General features: G+C 73.4%; 18 protein-coding genes. 16 read left to right on the top strand and 2 right to left on the bottom strand.

Annotated features, from left to right (window positions below; translation table 11 throughout):
- Positions 1-224 precede the first annotated feature (224 nt).
- On the bottom strand, positions 225-1,127 hold the full coding sequence (locus AC0VYD_RS06325; RefSeq protein ID WP_475479014.1) for a PP2C family protein-serine/threonine phosphatase: 903 nt from the start codon (positions 1,125-1,127) through the stop codon (positions 225-227).
- Positions 1,128-1,302: 175 nt separating this feature from the next.
- Between AC0VYD_RS06325 and AC0VYD_RS06320 the strand changes: the two genes are divergently transcribed.
- The 9 genes from AC0VYD_RS06320 to AC0VYD_RS06280 all read left to right on the top strand — a co-directional run bounded on the left by AC0VYD_RS06320 (position 1,303) and on the right by AC0VYD_RS06280 (position 10,154).
- Positions 1,303-2,307 (top strand): iron-siderophore ABC transporter substrate-binding protein, encoded by a 1,005-nt coding sequence (locus tag AC0VYD_RS06320; RefSeq protein WP_475479013.1) that lies wholly within the window; start codon positions 1,303-1,305, stop codon positions 2,305-2,307.
- A gap of 139 nt (positions 2,308-2,446) precedes the next feature.
- Positions 2,447-3,028, top strand: a complete 582-nt coding sequence (locus AC0VYD_RS06315; RefSeq protein ID WP_475479012.1) for a type I-E CRISPR-associated protein Cas6/Cse3/CasE — start codon at positions 2,447-2,449, stop codon at positions 3,026-3,028.
- Positions 3,029-3,245: 217 nt separating this feature from the next.
- Positions 3,246-4,898 carry a glycoside hydrolase family 10-like protein gene (locus AC0VYD_RS06310; RefSeq protein ID WP_475479011.1) on the top strand — a complete coding sequence of 551 codons (1,653 nt, stop codon included), beginning with the start codon at positions 3,246-3,248 and terminating at the stop codon, positions 4,896-4,898.
- Positions 4,899-5,044: 146 nt separating this feature from the next.
- The gene (locus AC0VYD_RS06305; RefSeq protein WP_475479010.1) at positions 5,045-5,572 is read left to right on the top strand and encodes a hypothetical protein; all 528 of its coding nucleotides are present in this window, start codon (positions 5,045-5,047) and stop codon (positions 5,570-5,572) included.
- 108 nt (positions 5,573-5,680) lie between these two features.
- Positions 5,681-6,358, top strand: a complete 678-nt coding sequence (locus tag AC0VYD_RS06300) for a DUF305 domain-containing protein (protein WP_475479009.1) — start codon at positions 5,681-5,683, stop codon at positions 6,356-6,358.
- Positions 6,359-6,444: 86 nt separating this feature from the next.
- On the top strand, positions 6,445-7,353 hold the full coding sequence (locus tag AC0VYD_RS06295; RefSeq protein ID WP_475479008.1) for a F510_1955 family glycosylhydrolase: 909 nt from the start codon (positions 6,445-6,447) through the stop codon (positions 7,351-7,353).
- Positions 7,354-7,453: 100 nt separating this feature from the next.
- Entirely contained in the window at positions 7,454-8,302 is an 849-nt protein-coding gene (locus tag AC0VYD_RS06290; RefSeq protein WP_475479007.1) for an alpha/beta fold hydrolase, read from the top strand.
- A gap of 82 nt (positions 8,303-8,384) precedes the next feature.
- Entirely contained in the window at positions 8,385-9,572 is a 1,188-nt protein-coding gene (locus tag AC0VYD_RS06285) for an ADP-ribosylglycohydrolase family protein (protein WP_475479006.1), read from the top strand.
- A gap of 276 nt (positions 9,573-9,848) precedes the next feature.
- Positions 9,849-10,154, top strand: a complete 306-nt coding sequence (locus tag AC0VYD_RS06280; RefSeq protein WP_475479005.1) for a hypothetical protein — start codon at positions 9,849-9,851, stop codon at positions 10,152-10,154.
- Between the two features lie 180 nt (positions 10,155-10,334).
- Here AC0VYD_RS06280 and AC0VYD_RS06275 read toward each other — a convergent pair whose 3' ends face one another.
- Complete coding sequence (locus AC0VYD_RS06275; protein WP_475479004.1) at positions 10,335-11,408, bottom strand: ArsO family NAD(P)H-dependent flavin-containing monooxygenase; 1,074 nt, start codon at positions 11,406-11,408, stop codon at positions 10,335-10,337.
- 215 nt (positions 11,409-11,623) lie between these two features.
- Between AC0VYD_RS06275 and AC0VYD_RS06270 the strand changes: the two genes are divergently transcribed.
- The 7 genes from AC0VYD_RS06270 (at position 11,624) to AC0VYD_RS06240 (ending at position 18,721) form a co-directional block, all read left to right on the top strand.
- Complete coding sequence (locus tag AC0VYD_RS06270) at positions 11,624-12,043, top strand: hypothetical protein (RefSeq protein WP_452547128.1); 420 nt, start codon at positions 11,624-11,626, stop codon at positions 12,041-12,043.
- 121 nt (positions 12,044-12,164) lie between these two features.
- Positions 12,165-12,986, top strand: a complete 822-nt coding sequence (locus tag AC0VYD_RS06265) for an SDR family oxidoreductase (protein WP_475479003.1) — start codon at positions 12,165-12,167, stop codon at positions 12,984-12,986.
- Positions 12,987-13,076: 90 nt separating this feature from the next.
- Positions 13,077-13,925, top strand: coding sequence for a lysophospholipase (locus AC0VYD_RS06260; protein ID WP_475479002.1), 849 nt, complete (start codon positions 13,077-13,079; stop codon positions 13,923-13,925).
- Between the two features lie 54 nt (positions 13,926-13,979).
- Positions 13,980-14,333 carry an antibiotic biosynthesis monooxygenase gene (locus AC0VYD_RS06255; protein WP_473036232.1) on the top strand — a complete coding sequence of 118 codons (354 nt, stop codon included), beginning with the start codon at positions 13,980-13,982 and terminating at the stop codon, positions 14,331-14,333.
- A gap of 151 nt (positions 14,334-14,484) precedes the next feature.
- Complete coding sequence (locus AC0VYD_RS06250) at positions 14,485-15,687, top strand: benzoate/H(+) symporter BenE family transporter (protein WP_475479001.1); 1,203 nt, start codon at positions 14,485-14,487, stop codon at positions 15,685-15,687.
- Between the two features lie 130 nt (positions 15,688-15,817).
- Positions 15,818-17,464, top strand: a complete 1,647-nt coding sequence (locus tag AC0VYD_RS06245; protein WP_475479000.1) for an OmpA family protein — start codon at positions 15,818-15,820, stop codon at positions 17,462-17,464.
- A 285-nt stretch (positions 17,465-17,749) separates the two neighbouring features.
- Positions 17,750-18,721, top strand: a complete 972-nt coding sequence (locus AC0VYD_RS06240) for a GNAT family N-acetyltransferase (protein WP_475478999.1) — start codon at positions 17,750-17,752, stop codon at positions 18,719-18,721.
- Positions 18,722-18,752 lie beyond the last annotated feature (31 nt).

Here is an 18,752-nt window from a genome sequence, read left to right as displayed (position 1 = left end):
GTCGCCTGGCGGCGGAGGCGGAGCGACGCATCGGAGGTGAGGGCCCCAGCGCCGGGAGCACGGCTCAGGAGGGGGTCCGGCGCATCGCCGGTACCCGCCGGCGGCTCAGCGGCGAGGCGGAGAACCCAGGCGGCCGCGGCGCAGGATGAGGCCCGGCGTCCCGCGGCGTGCCCTGTCGACCGAGGCGGACCGGCGAGCGGTCGAGCGGTTCAACAAGGGGGTTCTCATACCTGCGAGCGTGGGGTACCCGGGCGCTGTCTGTCAACCGTCCGGGCTCCGGAAGCCGGTCCGGCAGGGGGTCTCCCGCCCGGTGGGGCCTGCCGGTCCCCCGGGGGGCCGAACGGCAGGAGGAGGGCGGTGACGTTGTCGTGTCCGCCCTGGTCCAGGGCGTATCCGACCAGGGCGCGGGCCGCGGGCAGGAGACCGTCGCGGAGCGGCGGGGCGGGCGCCGCGGTCCGGGGGTCCTGGGCGCCGGTCAGGTAGCGGGTCAGGCCGTCGGTGCACAGCAGCAGCGCCCCCGGCCCCGGGGGCCGCAGGGAACGCACACCCGGGGCGGTCGGCTCCGCGTCGGCGCCCAGCCACTCCGAGATCGCACCGGCCCCGCCCGTGTGGTCCTCCGTCAGCGGCAGGCCCGGACCCCGGTCCGGCAGCCAGTAGGCGCGGCTGTCCCCGACCCAGGCGACCCAGAGCCCCTCCGGCCCGACGGCGCCGGCCACGTAGGTGCAGGCGGGGGCGGTGGGTTCGGCTCCGGCCAGCGCCTCGACGGCCCGGCGGGCGCGTGCGGCGGAACGGCCCAGCGCGGTTTCGGGGAGATCCCCGGCGGCCAACCGCTCGGCCAGGGCGCTCCCGCCGACCTCGGCCGCGAGCTGTGCGGCGCGTTCGGCCCGCGGCGACATCGACACCCCGTCGCAGACCACCCCGACCGTCCACTCACCCGTGCCGGTGAGAGCCATGGCATCAGCGTTGACCCCGCGCCGCGATCCGCGGTCGCTGACCCCCGCGGCACCGTTCACCCCGGTGGCCTCCGTGCGCAGCCGGAAGTCCGGTTGGTCCGCACCGCAGTCCCAGCAGTGGCCGTCGGGGGCGACCGTCCCCTCGCACGCGACACAACTCGGGATCCGGCTCATCTGCGGGATTCTTCCAGAACGCCCCGCGGCGGGGAAGGACATGGTCCCCGGGCCATGCGCTCCGCGTACTGCTCGGCACACCCGTACCCGGAGCGCCCGCAGCCGGGGGCCGGGGGTGTGGCCCGCGAGGCGAGCGTTAATATAGGCGTGCCTAACCTTAGTTGAACGGAGTCCCATGTCCCCCGGTTCCGCCCCGCGTGCACTCGCCTGCGCCGTACTCCTCCTCCTGCCGCTCACCGCCTGCGGCACCGCGGACGGCGACCCGTCCGGGGCCTCCTCGGCACCGCAGGCGGAGGAGGGCGCCTTCCCCGTGACGATCGAGCACGAGTTCGGCAGCACGACCGTCGAGGAGGAGCCCGAGCGCGTCGTCACCCTCGGGGTGACCGACGCCGACCCGGTCCTGGCCCTGGGGGTCGTCCCGGTCGGCAACACCGGCTACGTCTTCTACGAGTCCGGCCTCGGCCCGTGGACCGACGAGTTGGTGAAGGACGCCGAGCTGACCCGGATCGACTCGGACTCCGAACCCAACATCGAGCAGATCGCCAGCCTCGCCCCCGACCTCATCATCGGGATCTCCGCCGGTTTCGACGAGAAGGTCTACGAGAACCTCTCCCAGATCGCCCCCGTGATCGCCCGCCCGGCCGGGTCCGCCGCCTACACCGTTCCCCGGCAGGAGGCGACGGAGGTGATCGCCGCCGCGCTCGGCCGCCCGGAGGAGGGCGCCGAACTCAACGAGGCCACCGACGAACTCCTGGAGCGGACGCGCGCCGAGTACCCGGGCTTCGCCGGGCTGACCGGGACCGCCGTACTCCCCTACGACGGCAGGTACGGCGCCTACCTGCCCGGCGACGCCCGGGGCCGGTTCCTCCTCTCGCTCGGCTTCGAGGTCCCCGAGGCGATCGCCGAGCGGGACGACGGGGACGACTTCTTCGTGGAACTGTCGACGGAGCGGGTGGACCTGCTCGACGGCGACCTCCTCCTGGTGATGAGCGAGGACGAGGACTTCGACATCACCGAGGGCGCCAGCGTGTTCGACACCCTCGACGTGGTGCGTGAGGACGCCGTGGTCACGACCACCCTGGACGAGCGCGGCGCGGTCACCTACAACTCCGTGCTGTCCGTTCCCTACGCGCTGGACCACCTGGTGCCCCGGATCGACGACGCCCTGTCCCAGGGGTAGGACCCGGGGCGGCGCTGAGGGGGCTGAACAGGGGTCCGCCCCCCCGTACAGTGAGAAGCCCACCACGGCTCCGGGCACCCCGGTGATCCGTGCCAGCACACCTTCCCCGCCCCGGCGGGACGACCCAGATCGGACCTCCTTGTACCTGTCCCGCGTCAAACTCGACCCCAAGCGCAGCGCCGGCATGGAGCAGTGGGCCGTCATGGGGCGGGCCGTGCGCAGGGCCCTCGACCCCGACCCCGACTCCGACGCCCGTGTGCTGTGGACGCGCACCTCCCCGACCACCCTGGTGATCAGCTCCGACACCGCTCCGGCCTGGGGCAAGATCCCCGGTGCGGTCTCGGCCGCGATCCTGCCGATGCCCCGGCACCCGGAGGGCGAGACCATCCGCTGGGAGCTCGTCACGGCGCCCACCGGGCAGCGCGAGGCGGAACCCGCCGCCGAGGGGGAACGCCCGCGCGGCAAGAAGAAGACCGCCCTGCCCGAGTCCGAGTTCGAGGCGTGGCTGGACACCAAGCTGGCGGAGGCCGTGCACGTCACCTCGGCGAAGTGGAAGCGCCTGGGCGGTCGGCCCGCCCGCTACCACTTCATCGGCGAGGCGGTCGTCCAGGACAGTGAGGCGCTCCAGGAGATCTCGCTGCGCGGCATCGGAGCGGGGACCGCGACCGGGGCCGGGCTGCTGCTCACCTCTCCTCTGGACGACGCCGCGGAGGAATGGTAGAAGGCACTCTCGAAAATCCACAACAAAAGGGATTTTGATTAAAAGGGCTCCCATTTCACCCATCTGGCTCAACCTCGGGTAGGAGTGTTGCGTTCAGCGGGTAAATCATGAAGGTTCTCTGCTAAGCCCGAGCTGACCGTCGTATCCGGGCCTCGGGAGGAGCGCCCCGGCGCCTTCCCGGTCCCTTCACCGGCGACGCAAGCCTGAAGGAGCAACCTTGGCGTACCCGCACCGGCCACGATCCGAGCCCCCGGCCCCGTTCCCCCGCACCGCCCGCGAACCCGTCTCCCGCACCGCCCTGTTCGGCGGAACCCTGTTCGGCGGGGCCCTGGCCGCCGCGCTGACCGCGGCCCTGCTCCACGCGCCGCAGGCCGCGGCGGAACCCGCGCCGGAGGGCCGCGCCCCCTGCGAGACCGACGCCCAGGCCCCGCCCAAGCACCAGATGCGGGCGCAGTGGATCGCCGGGGTGTACAACATCGACTGGCCCACCGAACAGGGTCAGAGCCCCGAGGAGCAGCAGGCCGATCTGGCCGACCTGTACGACGAGGCCGTCGCCAACGGCCTCAACGCCGTGTTCGTGCAGATCAGGCCGACCGCCGACGCCTTCTGGCCGTCACCGCACGAACCCTGGTCCGAGTGGCTCACCGGTGAACAGGGCGGCGACCCCGGGTACGACCCGCTGGAGTTCGCGGTCGAGGAGGCCCACGCCCGGAACCTGGAGTTCCACGCCTGGTACAACCCGTACCGGGTGGCCATGCACGACGACCCCGGCGCCCTGGTCGAGGACCACCCCGCCCGGCAGAACCCCGACTGGGTGTTCGAGTACGGCGGCAAGCTCTACTACGACCCGGGGATCCCCGAGGCCCGCGAGTTCGTGATCGAGGCGATGATGCACTCGGTCGAGAACTACGACCTGGACGGGGTGCACTTCGACGACTACTTCTACCCGTATCCGGTGGCGGGCGTCGAGCTCCCGGACCAGGACACCTACGCCGAGCACGGGGACGAGTTCGACGACGTCGGGGACTGGCGGCGCAACAACGTCGACCTCATGGTGCGGGAGATGAGCGAGGCGGTAAAGGCCGCCAAACCGCACGTGAAGTTCGGCATCAGCCCGTTCGGGATCTGGCGCAACTCCAGCACCGACCCCGAGGGCTCCGACACCAACGGCTCGCAGTCCTACGACAACCAGTACGCCGACAGCCGCAGGTGGGTGCGGGAGGGCTGGCTCGACTACATCAACCCGCAGGTCTACTGGGAGATCGGTCTGCCCGTCGCGGACTACTCGGTCCTGGTCCCCTGGTGGGCGGAGGTGGTCGCGGGCACCGGCACGCACCTGTACATCGGGCAGGCCGCCTACAAGGTCGGCAACGAGGGCGCCTGGTCCGACCCGAAGGAGCTCTCCCGCCACCTGGACCTCAACCGCGACCACCCCGGGGTCCTGGGCGACGTCTACTTCAGCGCGACCTCGCTGCGCACCAACGCGCGGGAGGCCATGGGGGTCCTGGTCGAGGACCACTACTCCAGCCCCGCTCTCGTACCGGTTAAGGAGGACCTGGGCGGAACCGTGCCCGCACCGCCGCGGGTGAGCGCCCGGAGCGGCGCGGAGGGCACCGAACTGGACATCGCCCCCGGGCCCGGAGAGGCGCCCGCCTACTACGCGGTGTACGCCTTCGACGGCCGGCCCGACCGGGACGACGCCAGGTGCGGCATCGAGGACCCCCGCGCCATGCTCGGCACCGTGCGCGCCGACGGCGACGGCTCCGCGACCTTCACCGCGCCCGACGGCGGCGACACCACGTACTACGTGACCGCGCTGCACCGGCTCCACCACGAGAGCCGGGCCAGCCGACCGGTCCACCGGCCCTGACGCACGGGGCCCTTCCGCCGGTACCGCTACGCTGAGCAGCGGTGACGGACCATGTCCCGTCACCGCTGCTCCCGCTGCCGGGCCTCCTCGGCGTCCTCCGGCGGGACCGGATCGGTACCCCTTCGGGGTAGGGGTACCCTGGCTGCATGTCACCGTCCCGGCCGCACCGCAGCCGCACGGGATCCGCCTGGGCGCGCATCCTGCTGCTCACCGCGCTGCTGCTCGGGTTCGGCGCCATGCACACCCTGGGCCACCTCCAACACGAGGCCCACGCCTCGGTCGGCGCGTACGGCGGGCTCGCCGAACCCACGGCGGCGCCGCACGCGCCGCCTGCTTCCGGTCACGGCGGCCACGGGGCGGGCTCCGCCGAAACGCACGCGTCCGGTCACGCCCCGGAGGCCGCCCGCGCTCCCGCGGCCGACCACACGGCCCCGGCCGGGGCGCACTCCGCGGTGTGGGAGGACCGGGTCCAGCTCCCCGAACTGGACCCGACCTCCGCGTGCCTGGCCCTGGCCGCCTTCACCGCCGTACTGCTGGGGGTCGGCGCCGTCGCCTTCACCCGCTGGCCCGTCGTCCCCGTGGACCCGGCGGACCCGGCCCTGCGCTCCGTGCGGTCCCCTCTCCCCGGGCCGGCCAAGCCCTCCCTGGCCCGCCTGCAGGTGCTGCGCGTCTAGATGCCCGCGCGGGCCGACTACCCGTCGGCTCCGCGCCCGCGCACCGCCAGTACCGCGCCGGAGCCGGACTCCGCGCGGCAAGGAGTCCAGAGAGGAAACACGGTCGCCATGACCTCAACCGAACATGCCCCGAACAGGCGGATCCTGACCGCGATCGCGGCCGCCGTCGCCACCGCCCTGTTCGCGGCGGCCTGCGGAAACGACGGCGGGGACGCCCCGACCACCACGTCCGACGGCGAGGAGCGGACCGCCGGGTTCAACGAGGCGGACGTGGAGTTCGCGCGGATGATGATCCCCCACCACGAGCAGGCCGTGACGATGGCCGACCTCGCCGGGTCCCGGGCGGGCGAGGAGGTCCTTGCCCTGTCGGAGGAGATCCGCGACGCCCAGGGCCCGGAGATCGAGCAGATGGAGGCACTGCTCGACGCGTGGGGCGCCGGGACGGGGGACGGCACGGACCACTCCGGGATGGCCGGGATGCTCTCCGAGGAGCAGATGTCCGAACTGGAGACCGCCGAGGGGGAGGGCTTCGACACCCTGTTCCTGGAGTACATGGTCCTGCACCACGAGGGCGCGGTGGACATGGCCCGCACCGAGCTCGACGAGGGGGTCGACCCCGAGGCGCTCGCACTGGCCGAGGAGATCATCGCCGCCCAGGAGAGCGAGATCGAGCTGATGAACGGGATGCTCGGCGCCGGGGAGCCGGGAGGGGACCCGGCCTCCGCGACCCCCGAAGCCGGGGAGTCGGACGGCGGCACCGCCGAGAACGGACACTCGGAGCACTGAGGCCCGGGGGCGGCGCCCGTGTACCGCGGGCGCCGGCCCCGCCACCTGTGGAACCGGAGTGGAAACCGAGAGGCCGGAGAAGATCCATGCGCAACGGAGAACGAACACACACCCGAACCCTCACCGCGCTGACCGCGGCGGGGCTGCTCGCCGTCACCACGGCGTGCGCGGAACCGGAGGCAGGTGTGCAGGCACAGGCCGGAGCCCGGGGCGGGGACGGTGCGCCGAACAGCCTGGGGGTCGCCCTGCCCGAGGAGACCGGGCACGTGCACGGGGTCGGTGTCGACCCCGGCTCCGGGGAGGTCCTGGTGGCCTCGCACTCGGGCCTGTACACGGTCCCCGCCCCCGAGCGGCGAACCCGGGAGGCGACGGTACCGGCCCGGGTGGGCCCCATGATCGACCTCATGGGCTTCACCGTGCGGGGCCCCGGCCACTACCTGGCCAGCGGCCACCCCGGGGGCGACACCGACATGCCAGACCCGGTCGGGCTGATCGAGACCCGTGACGGCGGCCGGAACTGGGAGGCCCTGTCACTCGCGGGCGAGTCCGACTTCCACGCGCTGGCCTCCGGGGACGACCTGGTGGTCGGCTTCGACGGCACGCTCCGCGCCACCGGGGACGGCACCACCTGGACGGACCTGGACCCGGAGGTGGCGGCCTTCGACCTGGCGGTGTCCGACGACGGCGGGACCGTCGTGGCCGTCACCGACCGGGGCCCGGTGCGCTCGACCGACGGCGGGGCCGGTTTCGAGGCGGTGGCGCAGGCTCCCCCGCTGGCGCTGGTCGACTGGGTGCCCGGGGGCGAGACGGTGTTCGGGGTCGCGGTGGACGGCGGTGTGCACCGGAGCGAGAACGCCGGCGCCACCTGGGAGCGCACCGGAGAACTTCCCGGCAGCCCGGAGGCGCTGCACGCCGACGAGGACCAGGTGATCGTGGTCGCCGACCGGCACGTGGCCCGCTCCACCGACCTGGGGGCGACCTTCGACGCCTGGTGAGGGCGGCCCGCGGGGCCCTCCGGAGGGCCCCGCGGGAGTCCCGCTGAAGGGGTGCTGGCGGGTCGGCCCGGGGCGGCCGGGGCTCTGCGAGACTCGGGGGATGGGAGAGTTCGTCACCGTCCGGGAGCACCCCGACGTCAGCCTGTTCTGCTCGTCCCTCGGGCCGCCCGACGGTACGCCGCTGCTCGTGGTGCACGGCGGCCCCGACTGGGACCACAGCTACCTGCGCCAGCCCCTGGACCGGTTGGGGCGCCCGGTCCTCCTCCCGGACCTGCGGGGCTGCGGCCGGTCGACGCGGGGTCTGGGCCCCGACGGCTACTCCTTCGAAGCCGCCGCCGCGGACCTGGTCGTCCTCGCCGACCGGCTCGGCCTGGACCGCTTCGACCTGCTCGGGTTCTCCACCGGAGGGCAGATCGCCCAGCGCGTCCTGCTGGCGGCGCCCGAACGGGTGCGCCGGACCGTGGTCGCGTCGAGCAGCCTGTGGCCGGTCACCGACGCCGACTTCGGGCCGTGGCCCGAACGCACCGCCCTGCGCGCCGCCGAGGCCGGAGTGTGGTCCGGCTCCCACCTGACCGGCCCCGCACTGGTCCGGGAGGCCGCCGTCGCCGGCGCTCCGGCCAACGTCCACACACCGGAGCGGGTCCCCGGCTACCTGGCCCTGCTGGACCGCGTCTCCTGGTCGGGCGAGTGGCTGGAGGCGTTCCGAGCGGGTTCCCTGGACTCGCCCCGGCCGCCGGAGGGGCCCGAACGGCTGCGCGGGCTCGCCGCTCCCCTGCTGTTCCTGCACGGCCGCCAGGACATGGTCTTCCCGGCCTCCTTCGCCGAACGCGCGGCCGGGTTCCTGCCGGGAGCCCGGGCGGTGGTCCTGGAGGGCGCGGGGCACATGGCGCACCTGGACCGGGGCGAGGCGTGGCTCGATGCCCTGGACGCCTTCCTCTCCGAGCCCTGAGCGCGGCGCGTCCGCTTCCGCAGCCGCGAAGCCCTGCCGGGCAAGGCTTGTAAGCGGCACAGAAGCCACCTAACATCCTGCAATGCGCACCCCCTCACCCCTTCCCGACCGCCTGTCCGGCTGCCTGTTGGGCGGCGCCATCGGCGACGCGCTCGGAGCCCCCGTCGAAGGGCTCGGGCTCGACCAGATCCACGAACGGTACGGCGGGAGGGGCCTCACCGAGTACGCCGAGGGCTCCTACGGGGTCGGGGCGATCACCGACGAGACCCAACTGACCCTGCTCACCTCCGACGCCCTGGTGCGGGCCTCGGTCCGGGCCCGGGACAAGGGCATCGGCGGGGCCGCCGTGGGCATGGTCCAGATGGCCTACCTGGGGTGGGCGCGGATCCACGGGAGCGGCCCCGACACCGCCCCGGCACCGTCCGGGCCGTCCCCCGCGGACCCGGCGGCTCCGGCGGGCCCGCGGAACGGTCCCGGCCCGCTGCACACCCCGCGCGGTTACGGGGCCGCCACCGTGGCCGCCCTGCGCAAGGCCGCCGCCCGGAACGAGCCCGGGCTGCCCCTGGGCACCGTGGCGGAGCCGGTCAACAACTCGAAGGGGTGCGCCGCCGTGGTCCGGACGGCCCCGTGCGGGTTCGGGACGGTTAGCGCCGAGTACGCCTTCGAACTGGCGGAGCAGGTGGCCGCGCTGACGCACGGGCACCGCACGGCCCAACTCGCCGCGGGAGTGTTCGCCGCCACGGTATGGGGTCTGGTCCGCGGTGGGGAGATGCCCGGGTCCCTGGCCCGGGCCCGAGGCCTGCTGGAGGACAGGCGGGGCCACGGGGAGGTCTCACGGGCGCTGGACTCGGCAGCCTCGGTGGCCGCCCGGGGCGTCCCGGACGCCTGGGACCTGGCCGGACTCGGTGACGGGTGGACCTCGGAGGAGGCCCTGGCGGTGGCGGTGTGCGTGGCACTGCGCGCCGAGGACCTCACCGTCCCGGACACCACCCCGGGCTCCCGGGGGCTCCCCGAGGCCGGGCGGTACGGCCTGCGGCTGGCGGTCAACCACTCCGGGGACAGCGACACCATCGGGGCCCTGTGCGGGAACCTGATCGGCGCCCGGTACGGGGTGCACGCCTTCCCCGGGCACTGGCAGTCCCAGTTGGAGGTGCGGGACCGGGTGCTCGGGCTGGCCGCCGACGCCGCGCTGGAGTACGGCCCGTGTCCCCCCGCCGCTCTGGACCACGGCGGGGTGCACGAGTCCTGGGCTCCGTCCTGTTCCGGTTGAGCCCGGGGCCGGGGCGGAGGTCCGCAACGAGTCCCGGTGGGACGGCCAGGTGCGGGAGGAGGACGCCGGTCGGGTCGGCTCCCGCGATCCCTCCCGTGTGTTGCACTCCCACCCGTGCCGACGGACACCTGCGCCCCGTCCCTTCCGCCCGCGTGTGGGATCCTCGTGTATTCCCGGAATCCCTTACACGGCGCTTACCCCGCCTGGGTAGGGAGTCCCCGTCAACCCAGGCGCGTCAACCCAGGCGCAGTGCGCCCACGGAAGGAACGAAACGCGATGATCAGCGAAATAATCGATTGGTTCAAGGGCCTGTTCGGCGATACCGCGGAGCAGGTGTCGGACGGGGTGAGCGGCACCCTGGACCAGGTGGGCGGCGGGGCGGAGTCGGCTTTCAACGGCCTTGAGGGGGCGGGCCAGGACCTCGGGGCGCAGGGCCAGGCCTTCGCCGAGGAGGGTCTGGGCGGTGCGACCGAAGCGGCGCAGGGGTTCCAGGAGCAGGCACAGGACCTCGGCGGCATCGCGGAGGACCCTATGGGAGCCGCCACGGACGAGGTCCGCGACCGCCTCGGTGGACAGGGCTGAGCCCGGTGGGTGCCACCGTGTGCTGACGGCGTGACCGGACCGGAGTCGGACCGGTCCGGGAGCGGCCGGCGGGAAAACCAGCTGCCCCCGCCGGTGCGGGCAGTCAGGCGGGGGCCGCTACCGCCGGTTCCGCGCCGCGCTCCACGGCCCTCCCGCGCACCCGAGAACCCCGTGGGCCGACTAACCCGTCCACAGGTCCTCGACGATGCGGGCGACCGCGTCCTCGGCGGTGCGGCCCGCACCGACCAGCGTGTCGGACGCGGCCCCGGTCCAGTCCCCGTAACCGATCAGGTGCAGCCGCGGCTCCCGGACGCTGCGGTTCCCGTCGACCGGGATCCGGCCGTCCGCGTCGAACGGCTCCAGCGGGGCCAGGTGGTCCAGGGCCGGACGGAACCCGGTACACCACAGGACCGCGTCGGTCTCCATTTCGCTGCCGTCGGCCCAGGCCACGCCGGTCCGGGTGAGCCGCTCGAACATCGGCAGCGCCGTGAGGACTCCCCTGTCCCGCGCCCGGCGCACACTGGGCACCATGACGATGTCGCCCAGGGACGCGGCGCCCCGGCCCGCTCTCCCGCCCAGGGCGCGTTGTGTGTCCGCGTCGAACAGCACGCGGCCGTCCACGTCGTCGGGCATGAACCTGACCGGGCGCCGGGCGACCCACGTGGTGCGGGCGACCTCCGAGAGGTCCGCGAGGAGCTGGGCCGCGGAGTTGCCGCCGCCCACGACCGTCACCCGCTGCCCGGCGAACTCCTCCGGGCCGCGGTAGTCGGCCGTGTGCAGCTGTCGGCCCTCGAAGAGGTGCCGTCCGGGGTGGTCGGGAGTGTACGGGCGGCGCCAGGTCCCGGTCGCGCTGACCACGTGCCGGGCGCGCCACGTGCCCGTGGAGCCGACCACCTCCAGCGCCCCGTCTGCGCGGCGCACCCCGGTCACGGTCACCGGGCGGCGCACCGGCAGCTCGTAGCGGCTCTCGTACGCGGCCAGGTAGTCGGCGACGTGCCGCGCCGAGGGGAGCTCCTGCCCCGGCTCGCCCGGCATCCGCCAGCCCGGCAGGGAGCTGTGCTCGGCGGGGGAGATCAACCGCAGGGAGTCCCAGTAGTTGCTCCAGGCCCGGTCCCAGAAGCCGCCCGGCGCCCCCTGCCCGTCGAGGATGACGTAGTCGGCCTGCGCGCGTGCCAGGTGGTAGCCGGTGGCCAGCCCCGCCGGGCCGCCTCCGATCACGACGACGTCGGTCTCGGCGTCAGCGGATGCGACCACGTGTTCCCTCCGGGGTGTAGGAGTCGGCCGACGGCTGCGTGACTGGTGCGGCGTCGGGGTCGGCTTCCCAGTGTCGACGACGTGCCGTCCCCAGCGACCGGGGGGCCGGGCGAGAGCGGACACCGGCAGGTCGTGACGGACCCAACAGACAAACTGTGAGTAGCATTCTGAACACCCATAGCTACAGTCCGTTGTCGATCCGCCTTGGAGTCCGTATGAAGCCGCCCTTCAGACCGCACCAGCTGGCCCTGCGCATCGCCACCGGCGCCTCCATCCTCAACTCGGGACTGGACAAGCGGGGCGCCGACGAGGACACCGCGATGGGACTGCACGGGATGGCGGTCGGTACGTACCCGTTCCTGGACAAGGTCGACCCGGCCACCTTCACCAGGCTCCTGTCCGCCGGGGAGATCGCCCTGGGCACCGCTCTGCTGGTGCCGCTCGTGCCGAGCAGGCTCGCCGGTGCGGGGCTGAGCGCCTTCGCCGCCGGCCTGCTCGGCCTCTACCTGCGCACACCCGGGATGCACAAGCCCCGGAGCCTGGCCCCCACCCCGGACGGCCTGCCCCTGTCCAAGGACCTGTGGCTGCTCGGCGCCGGGCTCTCCCTGGTCCTGGAGGGCTGCGAGCGGGACTGACGCACGCTCCCTCGCGCCCGGGCGGGGCCGGTGCCGGTGCGGGGTTCCCGGAGCGGTCCTGTTGAACGGTGGTCAACTAGTGTGGTGCGCGCCTCGCCCCCTCCGACCCGAAGGGTTCCCCGTGCCCCCTGCCACCCCCTCGTCCCCCTCCCGTCGTACGGCGCTCGTCACCGGTGCCTCCTCCGGCATCGGGGCGGCGGTGGCCGCGGCACTGGTCGGCCGCGGCTACCGCGTGTTCGGAACCAGCCGCGACCCCGCGACGGTCGCCGAGCCGGTCCCGGGGGTCGAGTACCTGCCCCTGGACCTGACCGACTACGAGTCCGTGGAGGCGTGCGCCAGAGCCGCCGGCGAGGTGGACGTCCTGGTCAACAACGCGGGCGAGAGCCAGAACGGCCCGATCGAGGAACTGCCGATGGCGGCGGTGGAGCGGCTGTTCCGGCTCAACGTGTTCGGCGCGGTCCGCCTCACCCAGCTGGTCCTGCCGGGGATGCGCTCGCGCGGGTACGGGCGCGTGGTCATGGTGGGCTCGATGCTGGCGAGTTTCCCGCTGGCGTACCGCTCCTCGTACGTGGCCGCCAAGGCGGCGATGAAGGGGTTCGCGGACGCCGCGCGGCGCGAGGTGTCGCCGTTCGGGGTGGGCGTGACGACGGTGGAGCCGGGTTCGATCAACACCGGGATCAGTGAGCGCCGCACCCAGTACGTGGGTGAGGACTCCCCGTTCCGGGAGGAGTACCGGACCATGGTGAACGCGCTCAACGCCAACGAGGCCAGGGGGATCTCGGCGGAGCGGGTGGCCGCGACCGTGGTCGGGGCGATCGGGGCGAGGCGGCCGCGGCCGCTGTACGCCGTGGGCAGCAACGCCCCGCTCGTGTTCGCGCTGCGCCGTCTGCTGCCCCGCGCCGCGATGCTGCGGATCGTGGCCCGCAAGCACGGCCTGGGATGACGCGGGAATGACCCCAGGGCACAATCAGTGACACGGCGGGCTTCCCGCACCCCTGAGCCCGCAGCCCCGTCATCCATTCCCGGGAGAGCGATGTTCACCTTCGACAGCAGCGACGGCCTCACCGTGCACGTCCACGAGTGGCAGCCCGACGGCCCGCCGCGCGCAATCGTGCAACTGGCACACGGCATGGGCGAGCACGCCCTGCGTTACGCTCCCCTGGCCCGGGCACTCAACGAGCGCGGGTACGCGGTGTACGCCAACGACCACCGGGGCCACGGAGCCACCATGCACGCCGCGCCCGGCCACCTGGGCGCGGACGGCTGGAACCTGCTGGTCGCCGACATGGCCGCGCTCTCCCGGATCCTGCGCGAGCGCCACCCCGGCCTGCCCCTGGTACTGATCGGGCACAGCCTGGGTTCCTTCGCCACCCAGCAGTACCTGCTCGAACACGCCGACCTGCTCACCGGGGCGGCGCTCAGCGGCACCACCGCCGCGGACCTGTTCCTGGGCTCGGTCCCGCCGGGCACCACCGACCTCGACGAGGTGTTCAACGCCCCCTTCCAGCCGGTCCGGACCAGAGCGGACTGGATCAGCCGCGACGAGGAGCAGGTCGACCTGTACGTCGCCGATCCCCTGTGCGGGTTCGCGCTGGACGAGGACGGGCTGACGGGGTTGGCCGCCGCGGCCTTCGGCCCGCTCACGGACCCCTCGGGGCTGCGGGGCGACCTGCCCGTGTACGTCCTGGTCGGGGACCACGACCCGCTCAACCACCGGTTGGAGTTCAGCGACGCGCTGGTCGAGCGCTATCGCGAAGCGGGCGTCACCGACCTCGTGTACCGCACCTACCCGGGCGCGCGGCACGAGGTGCTCAACGAGACCAACCGAGCGGAGGTCGTCGGTGAGCTGGTCGAGTGGGTGGATCGGGTGACCGGCGCCTGAGCTGGTCCCTTAGGTTGGCCTCAGCAAGGCATCCGACCGACCGGAGGTACACGCGTGACCAGTGTCGTCAAGTTCAACGTCCTGACCGTCCCCGAGGGCGAGGGGTCCACGCTGGAGGAGCGTTTCGCCAAGCGCGCGGGACTGGTGGAGGACCAGGAGGGGTTCGAGGAGTTCCAGCTCCTGCGCCCCGTCGAGGGCACCGACAAGTACCTGGTGTACACCCGCTGGCGGTCCGAGGAGGACTTCCAGAACTGGGTGAACGGCCGGGCCTTCCAGAAGGGCCACGCCCAGGCCGCGGCCGACGCGAAGAAGGACGGCCACGCCTCCGGCGGGCACGGCGGTCCGGCGGCGAGCAACAGCGAGATCTGGGGCTTCGAGGTCGTCCAGCACGTCACCGCCCGGAGCTGAACCCGGTCGCCCTCCCCTCCCGGCCGGTACGTGTGACCGGCCGGGAGGGCGGGCGGCGGGCGCGGGCCCGGAGCCACCGGTTTTCGCCCCCGTGCCCGGTGGCCCCACCCGGTTGCCGGAGCTCGGTGGTGGGACGACAGGATGGTTCGTTATGAGAACGCTCGCCCGGCGTGCGCGGCACGCCTTTCCCCTGTCGGCCGTGACCGCCGGGCTCATCGCCGTCCTGGTCGGGGTGACGAGCTCGGCCGCGATCGTGTTCACCGCCGCCGAGGCCGCCGGAGCCTCCCCCGGGGAGATCGCCTCGTGGATGCTCGCGCTGGGCGTGGGCATGGCCGTGACCTGCGTGGGCCTGTCCCTGCGTTACCGGGCCCCGGTGGTGACCGCCTGGTCCACGCCGGGGGCCGCCCTGCTGGCGGTCGGGCTGGACGGGGTGACCATGGCCCAGGCCGTGGGCGCCTTCCTGTTCTCGGCCGCGCTCATCACGCTGAGCGGGGTGACGGGGTGGTTCGAGCGGGTGATGGACCGCATCCCGGTACCGCTGGCCGCGGGGTTGCTGGCGGGGGTGCTGCTGCAGTTCGGGATCGGGCTGTTCACCAGCATGGAGGGCGACTTCGCGGTGGTGTTCGCGATGTTCACGGTGTACCTGCTGTGTCGTCGGTGGCTCCCCCGGTACGCGGTCCTGCTCTCCCTGCTCGCCGGCGGCCTGGTGGCGGCCGCACAGGGCTCCCTGCGGTTGGGGTCGGTGGAACCCGCCCTGGCCGCGCCCGTGTTCGTCGTCCCCGAGTTCTCCCTGCCGGTACTGGTCAGTGTCGGCCTGCCGCTGTTCGTGGTGACGATGGCCTCGCAGAACCTGCCGGGGGTGGCGGTACTGCGCGGCGACGGCTACCGGGTGCCGATCTCCCCGGTGATCGGGTGGACCGGGGCGACCAACCTGGTCCTGGCCCCGTTCGGCTGCTACGGGATGAACCTGGCCGCGATCACCGCGGCGATCTGCACCGGCCCGCAGGCCCACCCGGACCGGGAGCGCCGCTACCTCGCCGGGGTCTGGGCGGGTGTCTTCTACCTGTGCGTGGGGTTGTTCGGCGCGACCGTGGCGTCGCTGCTGGCCACACTGCCGTCGACGCTGGTGCTGGCGATCGCCGGGCTGGGGCTGCTGGGCACGATCGGCGGTTCGCTGGCCTCGGCGGTCTCCGAGGAGGGATCCCGGGAGGCCGCGGTGGTGACGTTCCTGGCGACGGCCTCCGGGTTCACCCTGTTCGGGGTGGGGTCGGCCTTCTGGGGCCTGCTCGCCGGGACCCTCACCCTGCTGGTGACCCGCCCGCGCCGTGCCGAGGACGGAGACGGCCGGGGGTGAGGGGCCGTCGCGTCACCCGTGCACTCCGCGCCCCCTCGGCTCCACGGCTCCGCGCTCCGAACGACCCAAACCAAACGCTTGGCCGACTCATCCCACCCCGTAGAGCGAACCATCCCTCAAGGAGTCGGAAGTGCACCTGTCGCCCGCCCCTGAACCAGCCCCCTCCGGAAACCGCACCGCACGGTCCGGCCCGGGTACCGCCGCGCGCCAGCGCCCCCTCGGCGTGATCGCGGCGGCCGCGGCCCTGAGCCTGACGACGGCCTGCGGTCTGTTCGGTACCGACGACGGTGGAGGCGACCCGCCGGACGAGGAGACCTCCGACGGACAGGCGGAGGAGGCCGCCGCGGCCCTCGGACCGGTGACCACCCGCGCCGTGGACACCTGGGTCCTTCCGGAGGGCACGGCCGAGGTCTCCCTGCACCGGGTCGACGAGGAGCACATGGTGGCCCGGATGGAGGTGACCAACCTCGGCGACGACTACGAGCAGATCCAGGCCCACCTGCCCAACGGCCACGGTGAGCTGGGATACGAAGCCGGGGAGTACCCGCCCGGGCACTTCAGCGGGATCTCCTGGCTCGACCCGTCCGGGCACAGCCTGCACAAGCCCTACCACCTGCCCGACCGCAGCTGCCTGTGCAGCAACGAGGACGACATCGAGAGCCCCGCCCTCGACGTCGGCGAGACGTGGTCGCTGTACGCGGTGCTGGCCGCGCCCCCGGAGGACGTCGACGCGCTGACCGTCGTCACGCACCTGAGCCTGCCGTTCCTCGACGTGCCGGTCCAGGACGGGGCCCCCGCCGGACTGGACTACATGACGCCGGACGCCCACCCGGAGGCCGAGCCGGAGTCGGCGCCGCTGGAGACCGTGATCGACTCCCCCGAGGAGTCCGTGGTCGACGACGGCGAGCGGACCGAGACGCACCTGTCCGCGGACGTGCTCTTCGAGCTCAACGAATCCGCACTCACCGAGGAGGCCAACACCGTCCTGGAGCGCGCGGCCTCCACCATCGACGCCGCCGACCCGGGCGAGGTGACCGTGGTGGGGCACACCGACTCCAGCGGCGACGACAGCATCAACGACCCCCTCTCCGAGGAGCGGGCCGAGAGCGTCCGCGACGCGCTCACCGACCTGGTGGAGGTGGACGTGGACCTGCGGACCGAGGGCCGGGGCGCGGACGAGCCCATCGCGAGCAACGACTCCGAGGAGGGCCGGTCCCGCAACCGGCGGGTCACGCTGACCATGCCGGTCTCCCTGCCTTCGGGAACCTCGGAGGGCTCGGGCGGCGAGGAGAGCGGGGAGCCCGAAGGGGAACCGGTCGAAGGAGAGCCGGCCTCCTCCTTCTCCGGGATCTCGCCCGATCAGGACTACGAGGTCGCGCTGACCGAACTGCGCCGGGTGGCGGACGGCGTGGCGATGATCAGCTACGAGGCGTCCGCCTTCGAGAACGGCGAGGGTGAGAGCGAGGAGACCGATTTTCCGATGCTGAGCGCCATCGACAACTGGACCGAGTACCGCTACCGCGCGGCTTTCGGGGTCTGGCTGACCGACCCGGCGAGCGAGCGCACGGCGTCTCCGCTGCGTGTCGAGTCCGTGAACGGCACGGGTAAGCCGTGGTGCGCGTGCAGTCCGTCCGCCGGCAGGACCTCCCGGTCCGACGACCTGGAACCGGGCCGACCCCGCGAGTACTACGCCCTGGTCCCCTTGCCGGGCGACGGTGCGGTCGACGTGAACATCACCGACCTGCCGACGATGGAGGGTGTGGCGGTCACCGGCTGACGCAGGGCGGTCATCCGACGGCTGCCGGCCCCTGGGCGGTCGGCACCCGTCGGCCCGGCGGGGCGCCCGGGCGGCCCGCTGTCTCCAGATCCCCCGCGGTAAAGGGCTTGCGGGAACGGACGCCCCGGCGCTATAAATGCTGGGGCCGCGTCCGACCCCCGGCGCGGCGGAGACCAGAGAGGAGGCACATCCGATGTTCCCCGTGATCACCGCGTCCGTGTCCTCCCGGGTCAGCGACCACCGCTGACCCCGGCGACGGCGGGCGCACACACCGAAGGTGCTGCCTTGACCGTTCTTCCGAACGCCCTGACCGTCCGTCCCCTCACCGGCCCCGAAGAGCTGGAGCTCTTCAACCGGCTGCCCTACGTGCAGAACCCCGAGTTCGCCGACGACCTCGCCAAGGGTCGCCGCCGCCCCTCCTGGATGTGGGTGGCCCTCGACGGCGACCGGCTCCTGGCCCGCCTGTCCTGGTGGTGCCGCGACCAGGACGACGCCCCCTTCCTGCTGGACGTCCTCGACGTGGACGACAGCGCCCGCGACGTGGACCGTGTCGGCGTGGCCGAACACCTGCTGCGCACAGCGAACGAGGACCTCTTCCCGGAGGGCGCCCCGGTCCCCCAGGGCACTCCCCCGCCCGAGTACCTGCGTTTCGTCCCCGCCGACTGGCGCGAGGACGAGGCGGCCCGGCGCACGGTGGAGGACCGTGTGCACGCGGTCGAGCGGGTGGGCGGCGTCCCGCTCGTCGAGCGCCTGCGCTACGAGTGGTTCGCCGGGTACCCGGTCCCCCGGCCGAGCGGGCGCCTGCGATTCCGCGGGATCGAGGGCACCGAGGACATCCTCGGCCTCATGGCCCGCGCCCTGGAGGGGACCCTGGACGCCCACGACCGCGCCGACCTCGACGGCAAGTCCGCCGAGGAGGTCGCCGCGGCCAACTTCGCCGACGAGTTCGCCAACTACACGACGCCCCGGTCCTGGTGGCGGGTGGCGACGCTCCCCGACGGCGAGCCGGTGGGCTTCGTCATCCCCGCCCGCAACGCCTACCACCCGATCATCGCCTACATCGCGGTGCTGCCCGAGCACCGCGGCAACGGCTACATCGACGACCTGCTCGCCGAGGGCACCCGGGTACTGGCCGAAGAGGGTGTCGCCAACGTCCGGGCCACCACGGACGTCGGCAACGTACCGATGGCCGAGGCGTTCACCCGGGCGGGCTACGACACCGTCAGCGCCGTGATGAACATGACCTGGACGAAGTAGCGGCGCACGCGCGGGCGGGGGCGCAGGGACG

This window comes from Nocardiopsis sp. iso_40 (genome assembly GCF_056173285.1).
Note: the sequence above shows the minus strand (reverse complement) of the source record. Positions and strands in the feature narration are given on the sequence as shown.

Coding starts and splice junctions, on each gene's coding strand:
- AC0VYD_RS06320 (WP_475479013.1), top strand. CDS start 1,303: ATGTCCCCCGGTTCCGCCCCGCGTGCACTCGCCTGCGCCGTACTCCTC.
- AC0VYD_RS06260 (WP_475479002.1), top strand. CDS start 13,077: ATGTTCACCTTCGACAGCAGCGACGGCCTCACCGTGCACGTCCACGAG.
- AC0VYD_RS06250 (WP_475479001.1), top strand. CDS start 14,485: ATGAGAACGCTCGCCCGGCGTGCGCGGCACGCCTTTCCCCTGTCGGCC.
- AC0VYD_RS06280 (WP_475479005.1), top strand. CDS start 9,849: ATGATCAGCGAAATAATCGATTGGTTCAAGGGCCTGTTCGGCGATACC.
- AC0VYD_RS06305 (WP_475479010.1), top strand. CDS start 5,045: ATGTCACCGTCCCGGCCGCACCGCAGCCGCACGGGATCCGCCTGGGCG.
- AC0VYD_RS06270 (WP_452547128.1), top strand. CDS start 11,624: ATGAAGCCGCCCTTCAGACCGCACCAGCTGGCCCTGCGCATCGCCACC.
- AC0VYD_RS06325 (WP_475479014.1), bottom strand. CDS start 1,127: ATGAGCCGGATCCCGAGTTGTGTCGCGTGCGAGGGGACGGTCGCCCCC.
- AC0VYD_RS06295 (WP_475479008.1), top strand. CDS start 6,445: ATGCGCAACGGAGAACGAACACACACCCGAACCCTCACCGCGCTGACC.
- AC0VYD_RS06285 (WP_475479006.1), top strand. CDS start 8,385: ATGCGCACCCCCTCACCCCTTCCCGACCGCCTGTCCGGCTGCCTGTTG.
- AC0VYD_RS06290 (WP_475479007.1), top strand. CDS start 7,454: ATGGGAGAGTTCGTCACCGTCCGGGAGCACCCCGACGTCAGCCTGTTC.
- AC0VYD_RS06300 (WP_475479009.1), top strand. CDS start 5,681: ATGACCTCAACCGAACATGCCCCGAACAGGCGGATCCTGACCGCGATC.